This is a genomic window from Rhodococcus sp. NPDC060084 (assembly GCF_042730335.1).
Lineage (GTDB): Bacteria > Actinomycetota > Actinomycetes > Mycobacteriales > Mycobacteriaceae > Rhodococcus.
This window is the reverse complement of the sequence record NZ_JBHWWX010000001.1, coordinates 16,892-39,342: the sequence shown is the minus strand read 5'-3', so window position 1 is coordinate 39,342 and position 22,451 is coordinate 16,892. Positions and strand designations below refer to the sequence as shown.

The 22,451-nt window shown below is 64.5% G+C and carries 19 protein-coding genes; 13 read left to right on the top strand and 6 right to left on the bottom strand.

The window, feature by feature from the left end; translation table 11 throughout:
* Positions 1 to 81: 81 nt before the first annotated feature.
* From ACFWBU_RS00170 to ACFWBU_RS00155, 4 genes are all read right to left on the bottom strand, one after another.
* Positions 82 to 1,239 carry an acyl-CoA dehydrogenase family protein gene (locus ACFWBU_RS00170; RefSeq protein ID WP_378527112.1) on the bottom strand — a complete coding sequence of 386 codons (1,158 nt, stop codon included), beginning with the start codon at positions 1,237 to 1,239 and terminating at the stop codon, positions 82 to 84.
* A gap of 35 nt (positions 1,240 to 1,274) precedes the next feature.
* Positions 1,275 to 2,468, bottom strand: coding sequence for an acyl-CoA dehydrogenase family protein (locus tag ACFWBU_RS00165; RefSeq protein WP_378527111.1), 1,194 nt, complete (start codon positions 2,466 to 2,468; stop codon positions 1,275 to 1,277).
* Positions 2,465 to 3,712 carry a CoA transferase gene (locus tag ACFWBU_RS00160; protein WP_378527110.1) on the bottom strand — a complete coding sequence of 416 codons (1,248 nt, stop codon included), beginning with the start codon at positions 3,710 to 3,712 and terminating at the stop codon, positions 2,465 to 2,467. Before ACFWBU_RS00160 ends, ACFWBU_RS00165 begins: the two co-directional genes overlap by 4 nt.
* 347 nt (positions 3,713 to 4,059) lie before the next feature.
* Positions 4,060 to 5,004: an alpha/beta hydrolase gene (locus tag ACFWBU_RS00155; RefSeq protein ID WP_378527108.1), complete on the bottom strand. Its 945-nt coding sequence runs from the start codon at positions 5,002 to 5,004 to the stop codon at positions 4,060 to 4,062.
* A 550-nt stretch (positions 5,005 to 5,554) separates the two neighbouring features.
* Here ACFWBU_RS00155 and ACFWBU_RS00150 point away from each other — a divergent pair.
* From ACFWBU_RS00150 to ACFWBU_RS00140, 3 genes are read left to right on the top strand one after another with little or no spacing between them, the layout of a single operon-like run.
* Positions 5,555 to 6,685 carry a thiolase family protein gene (locus tag ACFWBU_RS00150; protein ID WP_378527106.1) on the top strand — a complete coding sequence of 377 codons (1,131 nt, stop codon included), beginning with the start codon at positions 5,555 to 5,557 and terminating at the stop codon, positions 6,683 to 6,685.
* Between the two features lie 36 nt (positions 6,686 to 6,721).
* Complete coding sequence (locus ACFWBU_RS00145) at positions 6,722 to 7,486, top strand: SDR family NAD(P)-dependent oxidoreductase (RefSeq protein WP_378527104.1); 765 nt, start codon at positions 6,722 to 6,724, stop codon at positions 7,484 to 7,486.
* 14 nt (positions 7,487 to 7,500) lie between these two features.
* Positions 7,501 to 9,180 carry a class I adenylate-forming enzyme family protein gene (locus ACFWBU_RS00140; protein WP_378527242.1) on the top strand — a complete coding sequence of 560 codons (1,680 nt, stop codon included), beginning with the start codon at positions 7,501 to 7,503 and terminating at the stop codon, positions 9,178 to 9,180.
* A 4-nt stretch (positions 9,181 to 9,184) separates the two neighbouring features.
* Here the strand turns inward: ACFWBU_RS00140 and ACFWBU_RS00135 are convergent, their stop codons facing one another.
* Positions 9,185 to 10,885 carry a sigma-54-dependent Fis family transcriptional regulator gene (locus ACFWBU_RS00135; RefSeq protein ID WP_378527241.1) on the bottom strand — a complete coding sequence of 567 codons (1,701 nt, stop codon included), beginning with the start codon at positions 10,883 to 10,885 and terminating at the stop codon, positions 9,185 to 9,187.
* A 297-nt stretch (positions 10,886 to 11,182) separates the two neighbouring features.
* On the opposite strand from ACFWBU_RS00135, the gene ACFWBU_RS00130 reads away from it, so the two are divergent.
* The 9 genes from ACFWBU_RS00130 (at position 11,183) to ACFWBU_RS00090 (ending at position 20,269) form a co-directional block, all read left to right on the top strand.
* Positions 11,183 to 12,811: an aromatic/alkene/methane monooxygenase hydroxylase/oxygenase subunit alpha gene (locus tag ACFWBU_RS00130; protein WP_378527102.1), complete on the top strand. Its 1,629-nt coding sequence runs from the start codon at positions 11,183 to 11,185 to the stop codon at positions 12,809 to 12,811.
* An 80-nt stretch (positions 12,812 to 12,891) separates the two neighbouring features.
* Positions 12,892 to 13,935 (top strand): 2Fe-2S iron-sulfur cluster-binding protein, encoded by a 1,044-nt coding sequence (locus tag ACFWBU_RS00125; protein ID WP_378527101.1) that lies wholly within the window; start codon positions 12,892 to 12,894, stop codon positions 13,933 to 13,935.
* A gap of 41 nt (positions 13,936 to 13,976) precedes the next feature.
* Positions 13,977 to 15,083, top strand: a complete 1,107-nt coding sequence (locus ACFWBU_RS00120) for an aromatic/alkene monooxygenase hydroxylase subunit beta (protein WP_378527099.1) — start codon at positions 13,977 to 13,979, stop codon at positions 15,081 to 15,083.
* Positions 15,080 to 15,421 carry a propane 2-monooxygenase effector subunit MimD gene (mimD, locus tag ACFWBU_RS00115; protein WP_072700805.1) on the top strand — a complete coding sequence of 114 codons (342 nt, stop codon included), beginning with the start codon at positions 15,080 to 15,082 and terminating at the stop codon, positions 15,419 to 15,421. Before ACFWBU_RS00120 ends, mimD begins: the two co-directional genes overlap by 4 nt.
* Positions 15,422 to 15,435: 14 nt before the next feature.
* Entirely contained in the window at positions 15,436 to 16,479 is a 1,044-nt protein-coding gene (locus tag ACFWBU_RS00110; RefSeq protein ID WP_378527097.1) for an amidohydrolase family protein, read from the top strand.
* Positions 16,476 to 17,231: a metal-sulfur cluster assembly factor gene (locus tag ACFWBU_RS00105; RefSeq protein ID WP_378527096.1), complete on the top strand. Its 756-nt coding sequence runs from the start codon at positions 16,476 to 16,478 to the stop codon at positions 17,229 to 17,231. Before ACFWBU_RS00110 ends, ACFWBU_RS00105 begins: the two co-directional genes overlap by 4 nt.
* The gene (locus ACFWBU_RS00100) at positions 17,228 to 18,253 is read left to right on the top strand and encodes an NAD(P)-dependent alcohol dehydrogenase (RefSeq protein WP_378527095.1); all 1,026 of its coding nucleotides are present in this window, start codon (positions 17,228 to 17,230) and stop codon (positions 18,251 to 18,253) included. Before ACFWBU_RS00105 ends, ACFWBU_RS00100 begins: the two co-directional genes overlap by 4 nt.
* 31 nt (positions 18,254 to 18,284) lie before the next feature.
* Complete coding sequence (groL, locus tag ACFWBU_RS00095; RefSeq protein ID WP_378527094.1) at positions 18,285 to 19,934, top strand: chaperonin GroEL; 1,650 nt, start codon at positions 18,285 to 18,287, stop codon at positions 19,932 to 19,934.
* Between the two features lie 11 nt (positions 19,935 to 19,945).
* On the top strand, positions 19,946 to 20,269 hold the full coding sequence (locus ACFWBU_RS00090; protein WP_378527093.1) for a putative quinol monooxygenase: 324 nt from the start codon (positions 19,946 to 19,948) through the stop codon (positions 20,267 to 20,269).
* A gap of 72 nt (positions 20,270 to 20,341) precedes the next feature.
* Here the strand turns inward: ACFWBU_RS00090 and ACFWBU_RS00085 are convergent, their stop codons facing one another.
* Positions 20,342 to 21,520, bottom strand: coding sequence for an acyl-CoA dehydrogenase family protein (locus ACFWBU_RS00085; RefSeq protein WP_378527092.1), 1,179 nt, complete (start codon positions 21,518 to 21,520; stop codon positions 20,342 to 20,344).
* 166 nt (positions 21,521 to 21,686) lie between these two features.
* On the opposite strand from ACFWBU_RS00085, the gene fabG reads away from it, so the two are divergent.
* Entirely contained in the window at positions 21,687 to 22,427 is a 741-nt protein-coding gene (gene fabG, locus ACFWBU_RS00080) for a 3-oxoacyl-ACP reductase FabG (RefSeq protein ID WP_378527090.1), read from the top strand.
* The last annotated feature ends 24 nt before the right edge of the window (positions 22,428 to 22,451 follow it).

The following is a 22,451-nucleotide window of genomic DNA, read 5'->3' as shown; positions in this document are numbered from 1 at the left end:
GGCGATCGCACCGCGCAGCCGCATTCGCGAACAACGGCGCCGCCCACTCCCGGAGCGGGCGGCGCCGTCGCGGCAGTCGTCCTACAACCCGAGATCCTTCGCGATGATCGTCTTCATGACCTCGCTGGTACCGCCGAAGATCCGGGTCACGCGCGTGTCCGCGTACAGGCGCGCGATCGGGTATTCGGTGATGTAGCCGTAGCCACCGTGCAACTGCAGACACTTGTCGATGATGCGACCGGCCGCTTCGGTGGAGAAGAGCTTCGCCCGCGCTGCGTCGGCCACCGACAGTTCGCCGCGGTCGTTGAGTTCGATCGCGTTGTCGACCATGATCTGCATCGCCTGCAACTCCGTCGAGCATTCGGCGAGCACGAACTTCGAGTTCTGGAACGAGGCCACCGGCTTGCCGAACACCGTGCGCTCCTTGGTGTATGCGATCGCATGATCGATCGCCGCGGCTGCCGTCGCGGCCGCGCCGAAGGCGATGGTCAGCCGCTCCTGCGCGAGATTCTGGGTCAGGTACGAGAACGCTTCGCCTTCGTTGCCGAGCAGGTCCGTCACGGGGACCTTCACGTCGTCGAACGACAACTCGGCTGTGTCGGACGTCTTCAACCCGATCTTGTCGAGTTTGCGTCCGACGGCGAATCCTTCGCTCGTGGTGTCGACGACGAGCATCGACAGGCCACCACGGCGGTTCTCCGGGTCGAACGGCGAGGTCCGGCACACCAGCAGGATCCGATCGGCGAGTGCGCCACCGGTGATGAACGTCTTGGAGCCGTTGACGACGTAGTGGCTGCCGTCGTCCGAAAGCTTCGCCGTGGTCGAGATGTTCGCGAGGTCGGACCCGGTGCCGGGCTCGGTCATCGCGATCGCGAACATCAGGTCACCCGAGGCGAATCCGGGGATCCACCGCTGCTTCTGCTCGTCCGTCGCGTGCTGCATGATGTACGGCAGGATCAGGTTCGAATGCACCGAGTACGAGCCGAACGTCACGCCCGCAGCGGCGGTCTCCTCCGTCACCACGACGTTGAACTTCAGCGACGACTCGCCACCGCCGCCGTACTCTTCGGGCGCCTGGATCCCGAGAATTCCGAGGTCACCGAGGCGGTTGTAGAACTTGCGGGGAGGATGACCCTCGATCTCCCACTCGTGGTAGACGGGCGTGACCTCTTTGGCGATGAAATCGCGGACCGTCTGACGGAACGCTTCGTGGTCTTCGTCGAACACCGTACGCTGCACGCGGATTCCTTCCGGAGTTGAAGTGGGGCAGACGGTTACAGGGCGTAGTCGCGGAGGACACCTTTGCTGATGATCGTCTTCTGGATTTCGCTGGTGCCTTCCCCGATGAGCAGGAAGGGTGCCTCGCGCATGAGGCGCTCGATTTCGTACTCCTTGGAATAGCCGTACCCGCCGTGGATGCGGAAGCTGGCCTGGGTGACTTCCGAGCAGTACTCGCTCGCGAGGTACTTCGCCATCCCTGCCGCGACGTCGTTGCGCTCGCCCGAATCCTTCAGGCGCGCCGCGTTGACCATCATCAGGTGCGCTGCTTCGACCTTGGTGGCCATCTCGGCGAGCGAAAACGAGATCGCCTGGTGTTGTGCGATGGGCTTGCCGAAGGTGCTGCGCTGCTGCGCGTACCGGGCGGCGAGTTCGAACGCGCGGATCGCCACACCGCAGGCGCGGGCGGACACGTTGACCCGACCGACTTCCACTCCGTCCATCATGTGGGAGAACCCGCGACCCGGGATGCCGCCGAGGATCGACTCGGCCGAAGCCTTGTAGTTGTCGAAGACGAGTTCGGTGGTGTCGATGCCCTTGTACCCCATCTTGTCGATCTTGCCGGGGATCGTGAGACCGGGAGCGACTTCGCCGAATCCCGCCGGTTTCTCGACGAGGAAGGTCGTGAGGTTCTTGTGGGGTTTGTCGGCGCCTTCCTCGGTCTTCACGAGTGCTGCGACGAGTGTCGAGCTACCACCGTTGGTCAGCCACATCTTCTGGCCGTTGATGATGTAGTTGCCACCGGCGTCGCGCTTGGCTTTGGTGCGGATCGCCGCGACGTCGGAACCGAGTTCGGGCTCGGACATCGAGAACGCACCCCGTACTTCGCCGGTTGCCATGCGCGGCAGGAAGTGTTCCTTCTGGGCGTCGGTTCCGTGCTGACGGATCATGTACGCCACGATGAAATGCGTGTTGATGACCCCGGAGACACTCATCCATCCCCGAGCGAGTTCCTCGACGCACAAGGCGTAAGTCAGCAGCGACTCGCCGAGTCCGCCGTACTCTTCGGGAATCATCAGACCGAACAGGCCCATCTCGCGCATCCGGTCGACGATCGCCTGCGGATAGGTGTCCGAATGCTCGAGTTCCTGTGCATTCGGGATGATGTCGCGCTCGACGAACGTGCGGACGGTATCGAGTATCTCGGACTGGAACTCCGTGAGTCCGAGGGTCTGGGCGAGGCGGGTCATGCGGGGTCCTTCTGCTGGGTGCGGACGGCGCCGGCGGCGACGAGCGCATCGATTTCGTCGTCGGTCAGACCGAGATGCTCGGACAGGACGGCGGCAGTGTCGTCACCGTTCGCGGGTGCGGGCCGCACGGTCGGGTGGACACCGTCGAACGACATCGGGGTGCTCGGCGCGAGATACTCCCCGATGCGGGGCTGAGCGAGTCTTTGGAACATCGGGTTGTCGGTCACGCGCGGGTCATGTGCGAGTTCGGCGAAGGTGCGATACCGCTCGTGCAGGATCGACGTGGCTGCGAGCGCTTCCTCGACCTCGGTGGCGGTGCGTTTGCCGAACCACGCGCCGAACAGGCTGTCGAGCACATGACGATGCTCGAAACGGCTGCCTTCGTCGCGGAAGTCCACGTCGAGTGCGGCCTCGAGTGCGGTGACCGCATGGGTTGTCCCGGTGAGTTCGGTGAGATCGCGGAAGTGCCGGGGTGTGAGGGCCACGATCATGAAGCGGATGCCATCGACGGTGGTGAAGTCGCACCCGTAGGTGCCGTAGACGGCATTGCCGATGCGGCGGCGTCCCGGTCCGCCGAGTTGTGCCTCTGCGATGTACCCGAGGTTTCCGACGGTCGCGAACGCGACGTCTTCCAGCGGGAGTACGACCTTGGTTCCGGCGCCGGTGATTTCGCGACGGTATACGGCGGATACGACCGACAGTGCGGCATACAGACCGCACGACACGTCCCAGGCCGGCAGCACGTGGTTGACGGGACCGGACAGATTGTCGGGTCCGGTGACCTGCGGGAATCCTGCCGCAGCGTTGACGGTGTAGTCGACCGCGCCGGTACCGTCGGCGCGGCCGAGCACCTGGACGTGGATCAGGTCGGGGCGGATCGCGGCGAGTTCGTCGTAGTCGAGCCAGGGTCGGCCCGCTGCATTGGTGACGAGGATTCCCGCGTCCAGGACGAGCTTGCGGATCAGCTCCTGTGCCTCCGGGTTGCGGAAGTCTGCCGCGAAAGATCGTTTGCCCTTGTTGAGACCCGCCCAGTAGATGGACTCGTTGTCCTCGGTGAGTGGCCAGCGCTTGTAGTCGGCGGCGCCCCCGATCGGATCGACGCGGATCACCTCGGCGCCGAGCTGTGCGAGCGTCATACCGCACAGGGGCGCGGCCACGAAGCTCGATACCTCGACCACGCGCACGCCAGCGAGGGGTGCGGTGGACGAGGAGGGCAACTCGCCGGTGGAAGCGGTGGGGTTCATGCCTGCTCGCCTGTCCTGGTCGGGTCTTCCGGACGCGGGGTCCGAACACGGTGCACCGCCAGCATGCAACAGCGATCTGCCGCGGACCAGAGCTGCTCGGCTATCGATCGGTTAGCGCACACCAATACCCAGCCCGACGCCGGGCGTCGAGGACCACATCGGTCGAGCGGACACAGAGCGAGATCCGCTCACATTACCGATGACGCTGCCCTGGTATACATCAGTGCCGGTACAGGTCTGTGCGCTGATCCTGGCCATGAAGTGAGTGTGAATCGATATCGGGGGTGCGCACCAGACCCGCTCGATCCCACCCTGGTTCTTCCGCACATCCTGTCCACCTGGGTGGACTACGAGTCCGGAGCGGAACGCGGAAGTCGCTTCGGAGCAAGAACTCTGCGAAGGAAGGTGATCTGGTCGGCCACCATCTGTGGTTGCCAGTGCGGATCGTAGACGTCGAAGTGATCTACCGGATATTCGCGCAGTTCCAAGTCTGCACATGCGCGGGCCTTCGCAGCTGCTCTGCGGGCTGCTGCGGGCGGAGCGAGACGGTCATCCACACCCACTTGTATCAGGATCGGGCATACAAGCCGGTGAGCGAAGCGGACAGGACGGTTGAACGCGACCCGCAGCGCAGCGCGGGCGCGCACCTGGTTGAGCCAAGCAGACCCCGACATGGAGGTAAGGGCTTCAACGGCGCCAGGAACGGTCATGAGTGCCGTTGTACCGGGTGAGCCGACCAGTGGCACATAATGAGGCGCACGCATGATCGGTGCGCTGACGAGGTCCCACATCCCGTGTCCGGTCAGGCGCACCAGATGAGCCGGTCCGGACTCGCGCAAAGCATGCCGCAAAACCGCAAGTCCGTCGGTGGCAGGTGTCATCGACACGACCGCCGCGATGGTCGGGTCCACTGCAGCCACTGCAAAGACATGACCACCTGAATTGGATGCACCCCACACCGCGACACGTTCCGGATCCACCCCCGGAAGGCGGCGAGTCGCGGCGACTGCAGCACGATAATCCTGTCGCTGACGCCGGGCCGAGACATCTTGGCGCGGCACGCCATCGGAGTCGCCGAAACCACGGTAGTCGAAAACGAACGCATCGATCCCTGCGCGAGCGAATTCCTCGGCGTAGGCGGGCAATCCGGTGTCACGCGTGCCACCTAGGCCGGGTCCCAGGATCACGCACGGACGGGAAGCCTCCTTGTCCTGAAGTCGGTCGGTGGTGGCCGGAACGTGCCAAGCAGCGCATGCGACGCCACCGCTGATGAATGGGACCTCGTTTTTCATCGTGCGTATTCGTATTCTGACGCCCTGTACCGGGCCGATCGACCTTCGATCAGAACAGCAAAGGTGGCGTCGAGCGGGAAGATATGCAGCGCTGACCGACCGGACATGTACCCCTGCAACAAGTTGCTACAGCACCGCGCCGGTCCGGGTTCTACTTCCAAGACCTCCAAAGAACGCCACCGCATTCTGTGCGGCCGACGCGAACACTGCAGTACTTTCAGTGTCCTGCCGCTCGCCACCGCGGTAAAGGTTCTTTCGCACGGTGAACGAGTTTTCAGCAGGGATACCTGCGTGGAAGCCCTCGATCGGCCCACTCCCAGAGTCCACTCTCCGATGGGCGGGCCAGAAGTCTCGATCTTTCCGGTAGCTGATCGGGTTCCGTCGGCACGTGGGTTGGACGGACCAGGCCGTGCAGCATTCCGCCCACCCGACCCGGCATAGCTTCCACCTAACGGAAGCTTCCGCCGAAAGTCTTTCCTTCACCGCCGTGCGCGTGGTCCCCTCGACGGTGAGAACAACGCTCCCCGTCTGCACCAGCAAAGGAAGTCTCATGCGCGATGCCGTGATCGTCGATGCCGTCCGGACACCCATCGGACGACGCGGTGGTGCCTTGTCCGAGATTCACGCCGCCGACCTGTCGGCCCACGTGCTCACCGCCTTGGCCGACCGCACCGGGCTCGAGCCCGCGACCGTCGACGACGTGGTGTGGGGTTGCGTGAGCCAGGTGGGGGAACAGGCGGGGATCGTCGCCCGCACCGCGGTTTTTGCTGCGGGCTGGCCCGTGTCCGTTCCCGCGACCACCGTCAACCGTGCGTGCGGGTCGAGCCAGCAGGCGGTCGCATTCGCTGCGGCGACGGTGATCTCGGGCCAGAACGATGTGGTGATCGCCGGCGGTGTCGAGACCATGACCCGTGTCCCCATGGGTAGCGCCGCCAAGAACGGTGAACATTTTCCGCAGCACGTGCTCGAGCGTTTCGGTGTCGAGGGATTCAGCCAGGGCATCGGTGCCGAGATGATCGCCGAGAGATGGGGCTTCTCCCGGACCCAGCTCGACGAGTACGCCCTGCGCTCGCATGAACTGTCCGCAGCTGCCACCGACTCGGGGGCCTTCGAAAAGCAGCTCGCACCCGTCGCGGGCCTGACCTCCGACGAAGGCATCCGACGCGGAGGCAGCGCCGAATCGCTGGCGAAGCTGAAGACCGTGTTCAAGGAGAACGGCGTGATCCACGCCGGAAACTCGTCACAGATCTCCGACGGTGCGGGCGCACTGCTGGTCACGACCAGCGAGTACGCCGCGGCACAAGGCTGGACACCGGTCGCGCGGATCCACACCACCGTCGTCGCTGCCGACGATCCGGTCGTCATGCTCACCGGTCCGATCCCCGCCACGGCGAAGGTGCTGAAGCGCGCCGGCCTGTCGATCGACGACATCGGTGCGTTCGAGATCAACGAGGCGTTCGCCCCCGTGCCCCTCGCCTGGCTGGCTGAGACCGGCGCGGATGTCACCCGCGTCAACGCCCTCGGCGGTGCGATCGGTGTCGGTCACCCGCTGGGTGGCTCCGGAGCGATTCTCATGACCCGTCTCGTACACCACATGCGCGACAACAACATCCGCTACGGTTTGCAGTCGATGTGCGAGGCCGGCGGAATGGCGAACGCCACCGTCCTCGAGCTGCTCTGACCACGCATTCGCACGTCACACAAGGATCGAGACACCATGGAACTCAAGGATCTTTCCGTCGCCGTGACCGGCGGCGCTTCGGGCCTCGGACTTGCGACGGCACGCCGCGTGCTCGCGGCCGGCGGTACCGTCACGCTCATCGACCTGCCGTCGTCGGACGGTTCGGACGTCGCCACGGAACTCGGTGACGGTGCGACCTTCGCGCCCGCCGACGTCACCGACGAGGAACAGTTCGCAGCGGCTCTCGACGTCGCACACGAGCGCGGCGGCCTCCGGGGCGTCGTGCACTGCGCCGGTGCCGGTCGCAAGATGCGCATCCTCGACAAGAACGGCAAGGCCGGGTCGCTCGAGGATTTCGAGTTCGTGATCCGGCTCAACCTGACCGGTTCGTTCAATGCGTTGCGACTCGGCGCCGAGCGTATGGCCGAACTCGAACCGATCGACGGAGAGCGGGGCGCGATCGTGATGACGGCATCCGCTGCCGCGTTCGAAGGACAGATCGGGCAGATCAACTACTCGGCGTCCAAAGCCGGCATCGTCGGCATGACGATCGTCGCGGCCCGCGATCTCGCGAGCAAGGGCATCCGCGTCAACACCATCGCACCCGGCATCATGGATACCCCGCTGCTGGCGCGACTGCGCGAGGACGTGCGCAAGTCGCTCGAGGCGACTGTGCCGAACCCGTCGCGGCTCGGTGATCCCGACGAATTCGGCCGTCTCGCAGTGAACATCCTCGAGAACGGATACCTCAACGGCGAGACGATCCGTCTCGACGGAGCCATCCGCATGGCACCGCGCTGATCGGGGGCGTGGCAATGACTTCCGGCAGTTCGACGTGGACGTCGACGAGCCTGTCGTACCCGCAGACTTCGATGGCGGTGTGGGCGCCGAGCATGGCGGCTGCGTACGGCGACCGGCCCGCGATCGTCGACGGCGAGCGCGTGTACAGCTACCGCGAACTCGACGAGCAGTCTGCGCAATTCGCTCGTGCGCTTGCCTCCACAGGTGTGGAACCTGGTGACGTCGTACTCCTCCATCTCGGGAACTGCGCCGAATTCTACGTCGCGTACTACGGTGCGCTCCGAGTGGGTGCGGTTGTGTCGCCGGTGAATCCGTTACAGCCCGAGCCCGAATTGCGCCGACGGATCGAGGAGACCGGTGCTGTCGCGGCCGTCACCGGGCAACAACAATTCGACACGCTCCTGCGCGCCCAGGCCGATACGACGGTCGGTCTGATCGCGGTTGTCTCGGACGAGTCGGTGCGCGGCGGCAACCCCGCGACGATGCGCTTCAGTGATGTGATCGCAGGGCAGCGCACGTCGTTCACGCCCGCGACCGTATTCCCCGACGATGTTGCACACATCGCGTACACCGGCGGAACAACGGGTATCTCGAAAGGCGTGCGCGTTCTGCACCGCAACGTCATCGGAAACATCACGCAGATGTGCGGGTGGCGTGCGGGACATCGTTTGGTGACCGGCGCGGACGGTCTGGTCTCTCTCGAACGGATCCAGGGGCTGGATGTCGACGGTGTGGTCCCGGGAGTGGGATCCACGATCGTGGTCTCCCCGCTGTTCCATGCGCACGCACTGATCAACACCTCCTTTCTCCTGATGTGCGGTCTCACCCAAGTGCTGTCGGGCCGCTTCGACCCTGGCCGCGTGCTGGAGGAGATCGAGCAGCACCGCGCCTCGTACATCACCGGAACGCCGGCTATGTGGCAGGCGCTGGTCACCCACCCGGACGTGTCCTCACGCGATATGTCGTCGGTTCGCGTGGTGTCGTCCGGTGCGTCGCCTATCGACCCGGGGACGCTCGACAGTCTTCGGCGGGCATTCACCGACGCACGCGTGGTCGAGGGTTACGGGCTCACCGAGGCCACATGCCTGGTGACAGCCGCACCGCTCGGCGCCGATTCGAAGTGTCCCGTCGGGAGTGCCGGGCTGCCGGTGTTCGACACCCAGATACAAATCCGCGCACTCGACGACCCGGCGACGATCCTCGAGGAGGGCGAGCGCGGCGAACTGTGGGTGCGTGGACCCCAGATCACCGACGGATATCTGGGGACTCCCGAGATGGCGGCCCGCCAGTTCCTCGACGGATGGCTCGCCACCGGCGACATCGCCTACCGGGATGCCGACGGGTTCGTATACATCGTGGGCCGGTCGAAGGACATGCTGGTCTACAAGGGCTACAACGTGTATCCCCGCCTGCTCGAAGAAGTTGCCGCGTCGCACCCGTCTGTGTCGTCGGTTGCCGTGGTGGGCAGGGACGTCGGCGCGGTCGGTGAGGAACCTGTCGCATTCGTCGTTCCGGCGGGCGATGCGGCAAGAGACAGTGACGAGCTGATGGCATACGTCGCCGAACGCGTACTGCCGTACGAGAGGATTCGGGAAGTGCTGTGGGTCGACGCGCTGCCGACCTCCGCGGAAGGGAAGATTCTCCGGAACGATCTGCGGGGACGTCTCCGGGTGAAGCCCGTTCTCTCCGAGTGACGCGTCACGAGCGGCCGCGAGGCCTGACAGATCTCGCTCTGTACTCGATGCCGTACTCGCGAACCTTCCGGTAGATCGTCGCGCGCGACATACCGAGAGCCTTTGCTGCGGCGGCCTTGTCACCGTTGTGGAGAGCGAGGGCCTCGACGACCGCGTCGCGCTCGAGCGACTCGAGCTTCGTCAGCCGTCGGCGGGTGGTCGATCGGCATTCCGCAGGAAGATCCTCGAGTTCGATCGTTCCGGACCGCCGCCGCCTGCAGATCTTCTCCAGCACCGATTTCAGGTGGGTCACATTGCCGGGCCACGACAACCGCGCGAGTTGGTTGACGGCCGCCGGGGACAGCACGAGTCTGCCGGCTTCCATGGTGTCGAGCAGGAATCGGGACAATTCGGGAAGATCTTCGACATGGTGCCGCAGCGGCGGCACCGTCACGGTCTTCGGGAACATGTGCAGCAAGGGGTGGGTGTCGGACGCCCCGTCGCTCGCGTGCAGCGTGATCGCCACCCAGGGACGGTCCGTCGCGGAGTTCGAGCACACATCGAGTAGGAGGTCGCCGATTGCGTCGATGTCCTCCCCGTCGAGATGGTGGATCTGCCGGAGCAGAAGGTCGGAACCTTCGTCCACCGCGGCGACGACCTGCTCGAGTACGCTCTGTGCGCTCGACGCCGCCGCGTCCACCGAGACGAGAATCCTTCCGTTCCTGACGTGGTCGTGCACGGCCCGGACGAGGGCGGATCGACCCGCGCCGGGTTCGCCGTCCGCGACGAGCCACTCGTTGCGCGCGCAGGCGTCGATCATCTCCTCCACGGTTCGGGTCCAAGTGGCACTCGTTCCGGCGACGGAACGCAGAACGGGTGTCCGGACACGAGCGCGAGGACGTGTTCGCCGACGATCCACCTGTTCCCTCACGTGCACGATCCCGCCCGCGAGCCTGTGGTCGACGAAGGTCGGGCGATACGACAACCGCGCGGTCACGCCACTCGGGAGGTCGGCGAGCAGCGTGAACTGTTCGGTCCTGCCTCGCGAGTCCCGCGTGTGGTCGATGATCGCCGCTTGATCCCGCGAATCGAACACTCGTTGGGTGAGCTGGTTGATCATGAGCACTTCCTCGCCGATCGCGATGACCGGCCGACCGGTGTGCTGGCAGGCGAGGTGGTAGTCGCGCAGCAGCGCCCGATCGAGTTCGCCGGCCTCCTCGAGGATCTGTTCACGGATCCGCTGCGCGACCATCTTGGCGAACGACAGCAGGAGCGAGTTGGAGTTCTCCGCAAGTGTGGTCAGATCCACGGCCCCGAGCAGAGCGCCGGTCACCGGATGTGTCACCGGAGCGCCCGCGCACGAGAAGCGGCGCAGACGTCCGTTGTAGTGTTCGTCGCCACGAATGAGTAGTGGAGCGCCCACCTCGAGTGACGTCCCGATACCGTTCGTTCCTACGTTGCTCTCGGCGTACCGGAATCCCGGAGCCAGATGAACACTGTCGAGTGCAGCAGCGAGTCCCGCGTCTCCGAGGCGGCGACGCAGCACGGTTCCCGAAGCGTCGGTCAGGATGAGCGACACCGGCTCGTTGTCGATCTCCCGGGCCATCGCATCCAGCACCGGTGCCGCCGCTCGGGTCAGCACGGTGTCCAGCGAATCCGGGTCGATGTAGTCGGCGCCCGGCTGATCGGGGTCGACGTTGGCCTGTTCCGATCGCTGCCATGACACGCGCAGCCAGTTCCGCGTCCGCCCCCGGTCGCTGGGTCCGGTCGCGCTGATTTCCGGTTCGTCGCGGGCCGCTGGGTATTCGGATGCAGCGCCCGGTCTCTTTGTACTCACCGTCGATCCCCCGGATTCTCGGTCGCTGCGGGTCACTGTGCGGATGGATTGAGGTCACTTTAACGCGACCGACTGTGATCCATGTCTCACATTGAGACAGATTGTGCGTCGCTTCCGCGGTTGTATCGCAGGACCCCGATCTCCCGACGGCCGGTGTCAGCCGGCTCCCGATCCAGGAGGCACACATTGAGCAGGCAGAGCCTCACCAAGGCGCATGCGAAGATCACCGAACTGTCGTGGGAGCCCACCTTCGCGACCCCAGCGACCCGCTTCGGCACCGACTACACCTTCGAGCGGGCGCCGAAGAAGGATCCGCTGAAGCAGATCATGCGGTCGTACTTCCCCATGGAAGAGGAGAAGGACAACCGTGTCTACGGCGCGATGGACGGCGCGATCCGCGGCAACATGTTCCGTCAGGTCCAGCAGCGGTGGCTCGAATGGCAGAAGTTGTTCCTGTCGATCATCCCGTTTCCCGAGATTTCGGCGGCGCGTGCCATGCCCATGGCGATCGACGCCGTACCGAATCCGGAGATCCACAACGGGCTCGCGGTGCAGATGATCGACGAGGTTCGTCACTCGACGATCCAGATGAACCTCAAGAAGCTCTACATGAACAACTACATCGATCCCGCGGGATTCGATATCACGGAGAAAGCGTTCGCGAACAATTACGCCGGCACCATCGGCCGTCAGTTCGGTGAAGGCTTCATCACCGGTGACGCGATCACCGCGGCGAACATCTACCTCACGGTAGTCGCGGAAACCGCTTTCACCAATACGCTTTTCGTCGCGATGCCGGACGAGGCCGCAGCCAACGGCGACTACCTCCTGCCCACGGTCTTCCATTCGGTGCAGTCGGACGAGTCCCGGCACATCTCCAACGGCTATTCCATCCTGCTCATGGCCCTCGCAGACGAACGCAACCGTCCGCTGCTCGAACGGGACCTGCGTTATGCCTGGTGGAACAATCACTGCGTCGTCGACGCCGCTATCGGCACGTTCATCGAGTACGGCACGAAGGACCGCCGGAAGGATCGCGAATCCTATGCGGAGATGTGGCGGCGATGGATCTACGACGACTACTACCGCAGCTACCTGCTGCCGCTCGAGAAGTACGGGTTGACCATCCCGCACGATCTCGTCGAGGAGGCATGGAAGCGCATCACCGAGAAGAGCTACGTGCACGAGGTGGCGCGCTTCTTCGCGACCGGCTGGCCGGTCAACTACTGGCGGATCGACGCCATGACAGACGCCGATTTCGAATGGTTCGAGGAGAAGTACCCCGGCTGGTACTCGAAGTTCGGCAAGTGGTGGGAGAACTACAACCGGCTCGCGCATCCCGGACGCAACAAGCCGATCGCATTCGAGGACGTCGGATACCAGTATCCCCACCGGTGCTGGACCTGCATGGTGCCGTGCCTGATCCGCGAGGACATGGTGGTGGAGAAGGTCGACGGCCAGTGGCGCACCTACTGTTCCGAGCCCTGCTACTGGACCGACGCCGTCGCCTTCCGTAGTGAGTACGAGGGCCGCGAGACCCCGAACATGGGTCGCCTCACCGGCTTCCGCGAATGGGAGACGCTGCACCACGACAAAGATCTCGCCGACATCGTCCAGGACCTCGGGTACGTGCGCGACGACGGCAAGACCCTGGTCGGGCAGCCACACCTCGATCTCGACCCGAAGAAGATGTGGACTCTCGACGACGTACGGGGAAATACCTTCCAGAGCCCCAACGTGCTGCTGAACCAGATGACCGATGCAGAACGTGAAGCGCACGTCGCGCAGTACCGGGCCGGCGCGACTCCGCTCTGACTCGACCCGATCCGGCCGGCGCGAATGCATTCTCGCATCTGCACCGGCCGGGTTCTCCCCTGAAGCACAGGAGGTCTACTGTGGCCGACACTCACCGCATCCACTTCGAACCCGTCGACATAGAGATGGACGTCGACGAGGACGAGAAGATTCTCGACGCGGCCTTCCGGCAGGGCATCCACCTGATGCACGGATGCCGTGAAGGGCAGTGCTCGGCCTGCAAGTCCTACGTCCTCGACGGCGAGATCCAGATGGATCGGTACTCGACGTTCGCGTGCAACGACTCGGAGGTGGAGGAGGGTTATGTATTACTCTGCCGCGCACACTCGTTCAGCGATTGCACCATCGAGTTGCTCAACTTCGACAAAGACGAACTTCTCGGCGGTGTGCCCATCCAGAACGTGCGCGCCCGGGTGCTCGCCATCGAGCCCGTGACCCGGGACATCGTCTCCCTCGTCCTCCGGCCGCTCGAACCGGAGATCTTCGAATTCAAGGCCGGGCAGTACGCCGACATCACCATCCCGGGCACGGAGGACCACCGCTCGTTCTCGATGGCCACCGCACCCGCGACCTCCGATCGTGTCCAGTTCCTCATCAAGAAGTATCCGGGCGGGGTCTTTTCGGGCCTGCTGGACGGCGGATTGAACCTCGGCGACGAGGTGCACCTGAACGGACCCTACGGATCGTCGACCCTCAAGGAAGGCCACGTACTCCCCGTCGTCTGCATCGGTGGCGGGGCGGGGATGGCGCCCATCCTGTCGTTGCTCCGGCACATGAGTGACACCGGAGATCCCCGGCCGGTCCGCTTCTACTACGGTGCCCGCACCGCCGCCGATCTCTTCTACCTCGACGAGATACGAGATTTTGCAAATACGTTACGGGACTTCGTCTTCGTGCCATGCTTGTCGGAGAATTCGGACTCTCTTCCCGAAGGGGTTGCGGGAGTGGAGACGGGAATGGTCCCGGAGGTCGTGGGAGCCCGCGAGAGCGAACTGCACCGGTGCGAGACATACCTCTGCGGGCCGCCTCCGATGGTCGACGCGACCTTGGACCTGCTCGAGAGCAGGGGCGTGCCCAAGGACCAGATCTTCTACGACAAGTTCACCAGCCCGACCTTCGACTGATCGAGTTCCCCATTTCGTCCCAGCGACAGGAGAATCCGCAGATGACCGCCACCGCAGATCCCGCGCGGCGCAGTTTCCCCAGTATCGAATTCACCGATGCCGAGGCCGGCGCCCTGGAGTTCCCGAGTTCGAAGAGCCGCACGTACAACTACTACAAGCCCGCGAAGCTACGGGCGACAACCTACGAGGACGTCACGGTCGACGTGCAACCGGACCCCGAGCGGTACCTGAGCCAGGGCTGGATCTACGGGTTCGCTCAGGGCCCAGGTGGCTACCCGAAGGAATGGACCCTCGCGAAATCATCGGACTGGCACCAGTTCCGGGATCCCAACGAAGAATGGGACCAATCTATCTACCGTAACAACGCAGCGGTCGTGCGGCAGGTGGACCTGTGCCTGAAGAACGCGAAACGAGCCGACGCGTACGAGGCCTGGAACACTCCCTGGCTCACCTTCATCGCCCGCAATCTCGGTGCATGGATGCATGCGGAGCACGGTCTGGGACTGCATGTGTTCACCTCGATACAGCGGTCCGGTCCGACCAATATGATCAACACCGCGGTGGCGGTCAACGCGGCGCACAAGCTGCGTTTCGCACAGGATCTCGCGCTGTTCAACCTCGACCTCTCCGAATCCGGTGTGCCGTTCGACGGAACGGTGCACAAGGAGGTCTGGCAGTCCGCTCCCGAGTGGCAGGCGACCCGCGAGGTGGTCGAACGGCTGACTGCGGTGGGCGACTGGTGCGAACTGCTGTTCGCCACCAATATCGTCTACGAGCAGTTGGTGGGATCACTCTTCAGATCCGAACTGATCATGCAGATAGCAGCACGGAACGGCGACTACATCACGCCGACGATCGTCGGCACCGGCGAGCACGACTACGACCGCGATCTCGCATACACGCGAGCACTGTTCCGGATGCTCACGCGGGACGAAGAGTTCGGAGATGCGAACAAGGAGTTGTTCTCCACCTGGATGAGCACCTGGGTGCCGCGTTGCATCGAGGCGGCCCGGTCGCTGCAGCCGATCTGGTCGCAACCGTCCGACAAGGCGATCACGTTCGCCACGAGTCTCGAATCCGCCTCGACCAAGTTCCGAACTCTGCTCGAGGAGATCGGTCTGGAAGCACCGAAGGAGCTGGAACAGTGACTATGAATTTCGGATCCTCCACCGAGATCTCCGACCGATGCGGTGTGACTCTCATGAATACCCCTATCGGACGTGTCGTCGCGGACGTGATGGGCGCCAAGGAGGGGGTGGACTTGACGGAGTACCCCTCGATGATCCGCGTCGACGGCACGAAGCTTCTCGAGTTCGACTACGACGAACTCACCGACGCGCTCGGCAGCGAGTTCGACGGATCCGTCTTCGAAGAGATCAGTTCCACCCATTACGGACGCATGGTGCACCTCGATGACAGGACCATGTTGTTCGCCAGCCCCGAGGACGCCGCCGAGTACATCGGTTTCGACCTCACCGCGCCCTAGGAATCGAGGACGGTATGTACACCAAGGATGACGAAAACTACTTCATCGTCGATTCGCACGTTCACATCTGGGACGCGCGTCCCTCCAACCTGAGGAACATTCACGGCCAGCAGTTCATCGACTGCTTCTACGACTACCACAAGAATCTCAGTCCGCAGGAAGAGGTGTGGGACTTCGACACCTACGCCTACTACGGCAGCGAGAGGTTCATGAAGGACCTGTTCGTCGACGGTTACGTCGACCACGCCATCTTCCAGGCGACCCTGCTGAGCGAGTTCTACAAAACCGGTTTCGGGCAGACGGAGGAGTGTCTTGCGCTGACCCGCAAGCATCCCGGCAAGCTCACCTACAACCACGCTTACGATCCGCGGAACGGGGAGGCCGGCCTCGAGCAGTTGCGCCGGGACGCCGAGAGCATGAATCTGCAGGGGGTCAAGCTCTACACCGCCGAATGGTTCGGCGACTCACGCGGATACAAGCTCGACGACATGTGGTCACGCCGATACTTGGAAGAATGTATCGAACTGGGTATCAAGAACATTCACGTCCACAAAGGACCGACGATCCGGCCGCTGGACCGCGATGCCTTCGACGTCGCCGACATCGACAAGGTGGCCACCGATTACACGGATCTGCGGTTCGTGGTAGAACATGTCGGTCTGCCCCGCCTCGAGGACTTCTGCTGGATCGCGACCCAGGAGTCGAATGTGTACGGCGGCCTGGCGGTGGCGATCCCGTTCATCCACACCCGCCCGCGCTATTTCGCGCAGATCATCGGTGAGCTCATGTACTGGATCGGGGAGGACAAGATTCTCTTCTCGAGCGACTACGCCCTGTGGACACCGCGTTGGCTGATCGAGAAGTTCGTCGACTTCCAGATCCCGGAGGACATGACGGAGTACGCACCCCTGACGATCGACCAGAAGAAGAAGATCCTCGGTCTCAACGCCGCCGCGCTCTACGACATCGACGTGCCCTCCGAGTTGCGGCTCGCCGAGCCGGCAGGACAGGAAGGGGTCGACGTCGCCGCGGGCGCGCAGGATGCGGTGTCGTCATGACCGGCGAACCGGTGACCTCCGACGACGTCCTGCGGGCGTTGTCGGAGGTCGTGGATCCCGAACTGGACGAGCCCATCACCGATCTCGGGTTCGTCCGTTCGGTGCTGCTCGACGACGAGGGTGTGACCGTGCACCTGCGCCTGCCCACAGCCTTCTGCTCACCCAATTTCGCCTACCTGATGGTCTCGGATGCGCAGGACGTGCTCGAGGGCGTCGAAGGGGTGGGACGGGTTCGAGTCCTGCTCGACGATCACCACGACAGCCAGAAGATCAACAGTGGCCTTGCGGCGAACGCGGGATATCAGGGGACCTTCGGGGTCGAGGCAGTGGACAGCCTCGACGACCTGCGGCGCACCTTCCTCCGCAAAGCGCATCTCGCGGCACTCGAACGGTGCGTCGAAGCGCTTCTCCGCGAGACCGCGCTGACACTCGATGCTCTCCCGTCGCTGACTCTGAGTGACATCCCGGCGGGCCGGTACCGGTCGGCTCTGCTCCGCCGTCGACTCGCGATCGGCCTGACGCTGTGTCCGGCCGGGCGGGTATTCGTCGACGACGACGGCACACCGATCGCGCCGGATGCGATCCCGATGCGCCTGCGGTTCGCGAAGTCCGTGCGGATCTCCATCGAAGGCAACTCCCACTTCTGCCGGGGTCTGCTCGCCACCCGCTACGCCGACGACGACGGCATCGCAGGACCACGGATCGTCGACGTCCGATCAACCTCGTCCGTTCCAGCCAGGAGGGTGTCATGAAGGCCGTGCAGGTCGTGGGCTACCACACGAAACTCCAGCTCACCGAGATTCCGGAACCGGAAGTGGAAGGCCCGTTCGACGTGATCGTGCGCATCGGCGGAGCCGGGGTGTGCCGCACCGACATCCACATCCTCGAAGGCCAGTGGGCAGAGAAGAGCGGCGTCGAACTGCCGTACACGATCGGCCACGAGAACGCCGGGTGGGTACATGCGATCGGCGAAGCGGTCACGAACGTCGCGGTGGGCGACAAGGTGATCCTGCACCCGTTGATCACGTGCGGACAGTGCCGCGCATGCCGCTCCGGCGACGATGTCCACTGTGAGAACAGCGCCTTTCCCGGCATCGACACCAACGGTGGCTACGCGGAATTCCTGCGGACCACGGCCCGTAGCGTCGTGCGAATCGACGACTCGCTCGAACCCGCGGATGTCGCAGCCCTCGCCGACGCCGGCCTGACGGCCTATCACGCAGTTGCCAAGGCGGCGAAGGTGCTTCGTCCCGGCGACACCTGTGTGATGATCGGCGCCGGCGGTCTCGGTCACATCGGCATCCAGGTACTGAAGGCGATCTCGCCGGCCACCCTCGTCGTAGTCGACCGAAATCCCGACGCTGTGAAACTCGCGGCCGAGATCGGGGCCGACCAGGCGATCGTCGCGGACGGCACCCACGTGCAGCAGGTCCTCGATCTCACCGGTGGCAACGGCGCCGAAGCTGTCGTGGACTTCGTGGGCGAGGGCGGCGCAACCGAGGAAGGCGTGGCGATGCTGCGACGTGCCGGCAGCTATTACGTAGTCGGCTACGGCGAGAACATCGACGTCCCGACCATCGACATCATCTCGACGGAGATCAACTTCATCGGCAATCTCGTCGGCTCCTACAACGATCTGCAGGACCTGATGGTCCTCGCCGCGCAGGGCAAGGTCGGGCTCCACACCACGAAATACCCGCTCGGCGACTTCCAACGGGCGATCGACGACCTCGACGCCGGTCGCGTCCGAGGCCGCGCGATCCTCGTCCCCTGAACCGCGCTCCGCTCACGAAAGGAATCTGTACATGGCCAAGGATCTGCGGTTCGAGCAGGAAGCCCGCACGCTGCTGGAATACGGAGTCAACGCCCTCGCCGACGCGGTGAAGGTGACACTCGGCCCCAAGGGCCGTAACGCAGTACTGGAGAAACTGACCGGTCCGCCGACCATCACCAACGACGGTGTCACGATCGCCCGCGAGATCCAACTGCGCGACCCCTTCGCCAACATGGGAGCGCAGTTGGTCAAGGAAGTCGCGATGAAGACCAACGGCACGGTGGGCGACGGAACGACCACTGCGACCGTGCTCGCGCAAGCCATGGTGCGAGAAGGGCTCCGCGCCGTCGAGGCCGGTGCCAACCCGATGCGTGTGCGTCGCGGTATCGAGCGCACGGTCCCCGTCGTCGTCGATGCGGTCCGCACCCACTCCGTGCAGATCAGAGACCGCAACGACCTCGCTCGCATCGCGTCGCTCGCAGCCGGCGACGACGACTCGATCGGCGAGGTCATCGCCGACGCGGTCGTCCACGCCGGACGCTCCGGCGTCGTCACCACCGAGGAATCGGACACGCTCGGGATGTCTGTGGACGTCGTCGACGGAATCGAGTTCGACCACGGCTACATCTCCGGGTACATGATCACCGACGCCGAGCGGATGGAGTCCGTCCACGAGAACCCCCTGGTGCTGCTCACCAACAAGAAGATCAGCCAGGTGCAGGACATCATGCCGAGCATCGAGGCGGCCAAGCGGGCGGACCGGCCACTGGTCGTGCTGGCAGAGGACGTCGACGGTCCGGCCCTGCACCTGCTCGTCGGCGGCAACATGCACAAGACGATGCAGTCCGTCGTCGTGCGCGCCCCCGGCTTCGGCCACCGGAGAGTCGCGGAACTCGAGGATCTCGCCGTAGCGCTCGGAGGCCATGTCGTCGCCAAGGACACCGGCATCGAACTGTCGGAGGTCACCGCCGATCACCTCGGATCGTGCGACCGCGTCACGGTGACCGAGAACGATACGACGATCGTCGGCGGTCACGGCGATCCGAAACTCGTGGAGTCCCGCATCGCGCAGCTCGAGGCCCAACTCGGTCGGGCCCGCCTCGATGCCGACCAGGACGCACTGCAGCTCCGCCTGGCGCGACTGACCGGAAGTGTCGCCGTCATCAAGGTCGGCGGCGCCACCAGCGTCGAACTCAAGGAACGGATGCTGCGGGTCGAGGATGCGCTCGCCGCGACGCGTGCGGCCCTCGAGGAGGGTGTGGTCGCCGGCGGTGGCACCGCACTGGGGCAGGCGCACCGGGCACTGGCCGACCTGGATCTTCCGGGTGACGAAGCGGTCGGGCGTGACGTCGTGCGACGGGCACTCGCCGAACCCGTGCGGCGCATCGCCATCAATGCGGGGTTCGACGGCGATCACGTGGTCCAGGTGGTCGAAGGCTTGCCGCTCGGTCACGGATTCAATGCACTCACCGGTGAGTACGGCGATATGTTCGACGAGGGCGTGATCGACCCGTTCAAGGTCACCCGGGCGGCCTTCGAAAGTGCGGCGTCGATCGCGGCCCTGCTCATCACGACCGAGACGGCCGTGGTCGAGGAGGTCGTCGGCAACCCGGGGGCGATCCACGCGCCCGGCTTCGGCGACCTCGCCGAAGGCATGATCCGTCCCTCGAACATCTACTGACCGGAGGCAAGATGATCTTCATCGTGGTCCGCTTCAAGGTGCTGTCCGAGCATCAGGACGACTGGCTCGCGACGACCGCGGATTTCACGGAGTCGACCCGCAAGGAACCCGGAAATCTGTGGTTCGACTGGTCCCGGAGCGTGGACGACCCGTCCGAATTCGTTCTCGTCGAGGCATTCAGGGACGAGGACGCCGGAGCAGCGCACGTGAAGTCCGATCACTTCCGCAACGGCCTCGACGCGATGCGACCGGTTCTTGCCGAGACCCCGCGCATTCTCAACACGGAGATTCCCGGTACGGAGTGGTCGCGGATGGGTGAACTCGAAATCAGCTGACGGACTACGTGTTCGGGTGTGGAGTCCTGCGGGATTCCACACCCGAACCCGTAGTCGATCCGTGACCGAGGGTCAGCCGCGCTGCGCCTGCTTCACCAAGCCACCCCCGATGATCAGGCGCTGAATCTCACTGGTGCCCTCGTACAGTCGCAGCAGACGCACGTCGCGGTAGATTCGCTCGACCGGCACGTCCCGCATGTAGCCGGTCCCGCCGTGGATCTGCACCGCCAGATCTGCGACCTTGCCTACCATTTCGGTGCAGTAGAGCTTCGCCACCGAGGGCGCGATGCGCCGGTCGGTCTCGTCGACCCAGGCCCGTGCCGCGTCGCGTACGAGCGCGCGACCGGCCATCACACCGGTCTGCTGATCGGCGAGCATCGCCTGGACCAACTGGAAGTCGCCGATGGGTGTGCCGCCCTGCGTCGCGGTCGCGGCGTAGGCTACCGACTCGTCCAGCGCCCGCTGTGCCTGCCCGACCGACAGGGCGGCGATGTGCACACGTCCGCGGGCCAGCGATACCATCGCTGCCTTGTACCCCACGTCCTCACTGCCTCCGACCAGTGCGGAGGCGGGAACCCGTACGCCGTCGAAGTGCACGTCGGAGGTCCAGGCGCCTTCCTGCCCCATCTTCGCGTCCTTGCTACCGACCTGGACACCGTCGGTGCCGGCGGGAACGAGGAACACCGCGATACCCGGGCCGCGATCATCGGCGGGGCGGGTGCGGGCGAAGACGACGAACAGGTCGGCCAGCGGAGCGTTGGTGATGAACCGCTTCTCGCCGGTGATCACCCAGTCCTCGCCGTCGCGCACGGCCTTGGTGCGAAGTCCCGACGGGTTCGATCCGGCGCCGGGTTCGGTGAGCGCGAAGGATGCGACGACCTCTCCGGAGGCGATGCCCTCGAGCCACTTCTGCTTCTGTTCGTCGGTGCCGAAGTTGACCAGAACCTGACCGGCGATTCCGTTGTTGGTACCGAACATCGACCGCAACGCCAGTGTGGTGTAGCCGAACTCCATCGCGAGTTCGACGTCCTGGACGAGGTTCAGGCCGAGACCACCCCACTGCTGCGGAATCGCATACCCGAACAGACCCATGTCCTTCGCCGCGCGGCGGACGTCGTCGGGGATCGCGTTCGTCTCGGCAATCTCCTGTTCCCGCGGCACGACCACGTTGCGCACGAACGCACGGGTCTGGGTGAGGATCTCGCGGAAGTCGTCGTCGTCGACCTCTGCCGCCTGTGTCGAGAGTGTCATGACCTCCACTTTCCGTCTTGCCTGCACGGCAAGTCCAATACGAATGGCGCCATCGCCGTATAGGCATTGTCGATGGACAGGTGGGGGCGATACACCGGATCCCGCCGTTATATTCGACGCATCGATCTGCTCCCGGGCGTTTTTCGGCCCGCCGAAAGGAAACCTGATGTCTTTGCTCGAAAACCGCACTGCTGTCGTCACCGGTGGAGCACAGGGGATCGGTTTCGCCATCGCCCGCGAATTCGTCGAAGCGGGTGCTCGTGTGGTGATCGGTGACCTTGACCTCGACGCGGCCACCGCCGCGGCGGAAAAACTCGGTAGTCGCGAGGTTGCCCGTGCTGTGCGCAGTGATGTCGTCGTGGCGGAGGACTGGGACGCACTGCTGGCAGAGGCTGTCGACGGGTTCGGCTCGCTCGACGTGGTGGTCAACAACGCCGGTATCACCCGCGATGCCACCATGCGCACGATGACCGAGGAGGACTTCGACCTCGTGATCGGCGTCCACCTCAAGGGCACGTGGAACGGCACCCGCAAGGCCTCGGCGATCATGCGTGAGGCCAAGCGCGGCGCGATCGTCAACATCTCGTCGTTGTCCGGCAAGGTGGGGATGGTCGGTCAGACGAACTACTCGGCGGCGAAGGCCGGCATCGTCGGCCTGACGAAAGCGGCTGCCAAGGAAATGGCGCATCACGGCGTGCGCGTCAACGCAATCCAGCCCGGTTTGATCCGCTCCGCGATGACCGAGGCAATGCCGCAGAAGGCATGGGATCGGAAGATGAGCGAGATTCCGATGGGCCGTCCCGGTGAAGTCGGTGAAATCGCTTCGGTTGCACTCTTTCTCGCGTCGGACATGTCGTCGTACATGACCGGGACCGTACTCGAGGTCACCGGCGGTCGCTTCATGTGACATCCCCGTCACCTCGTCACTTCT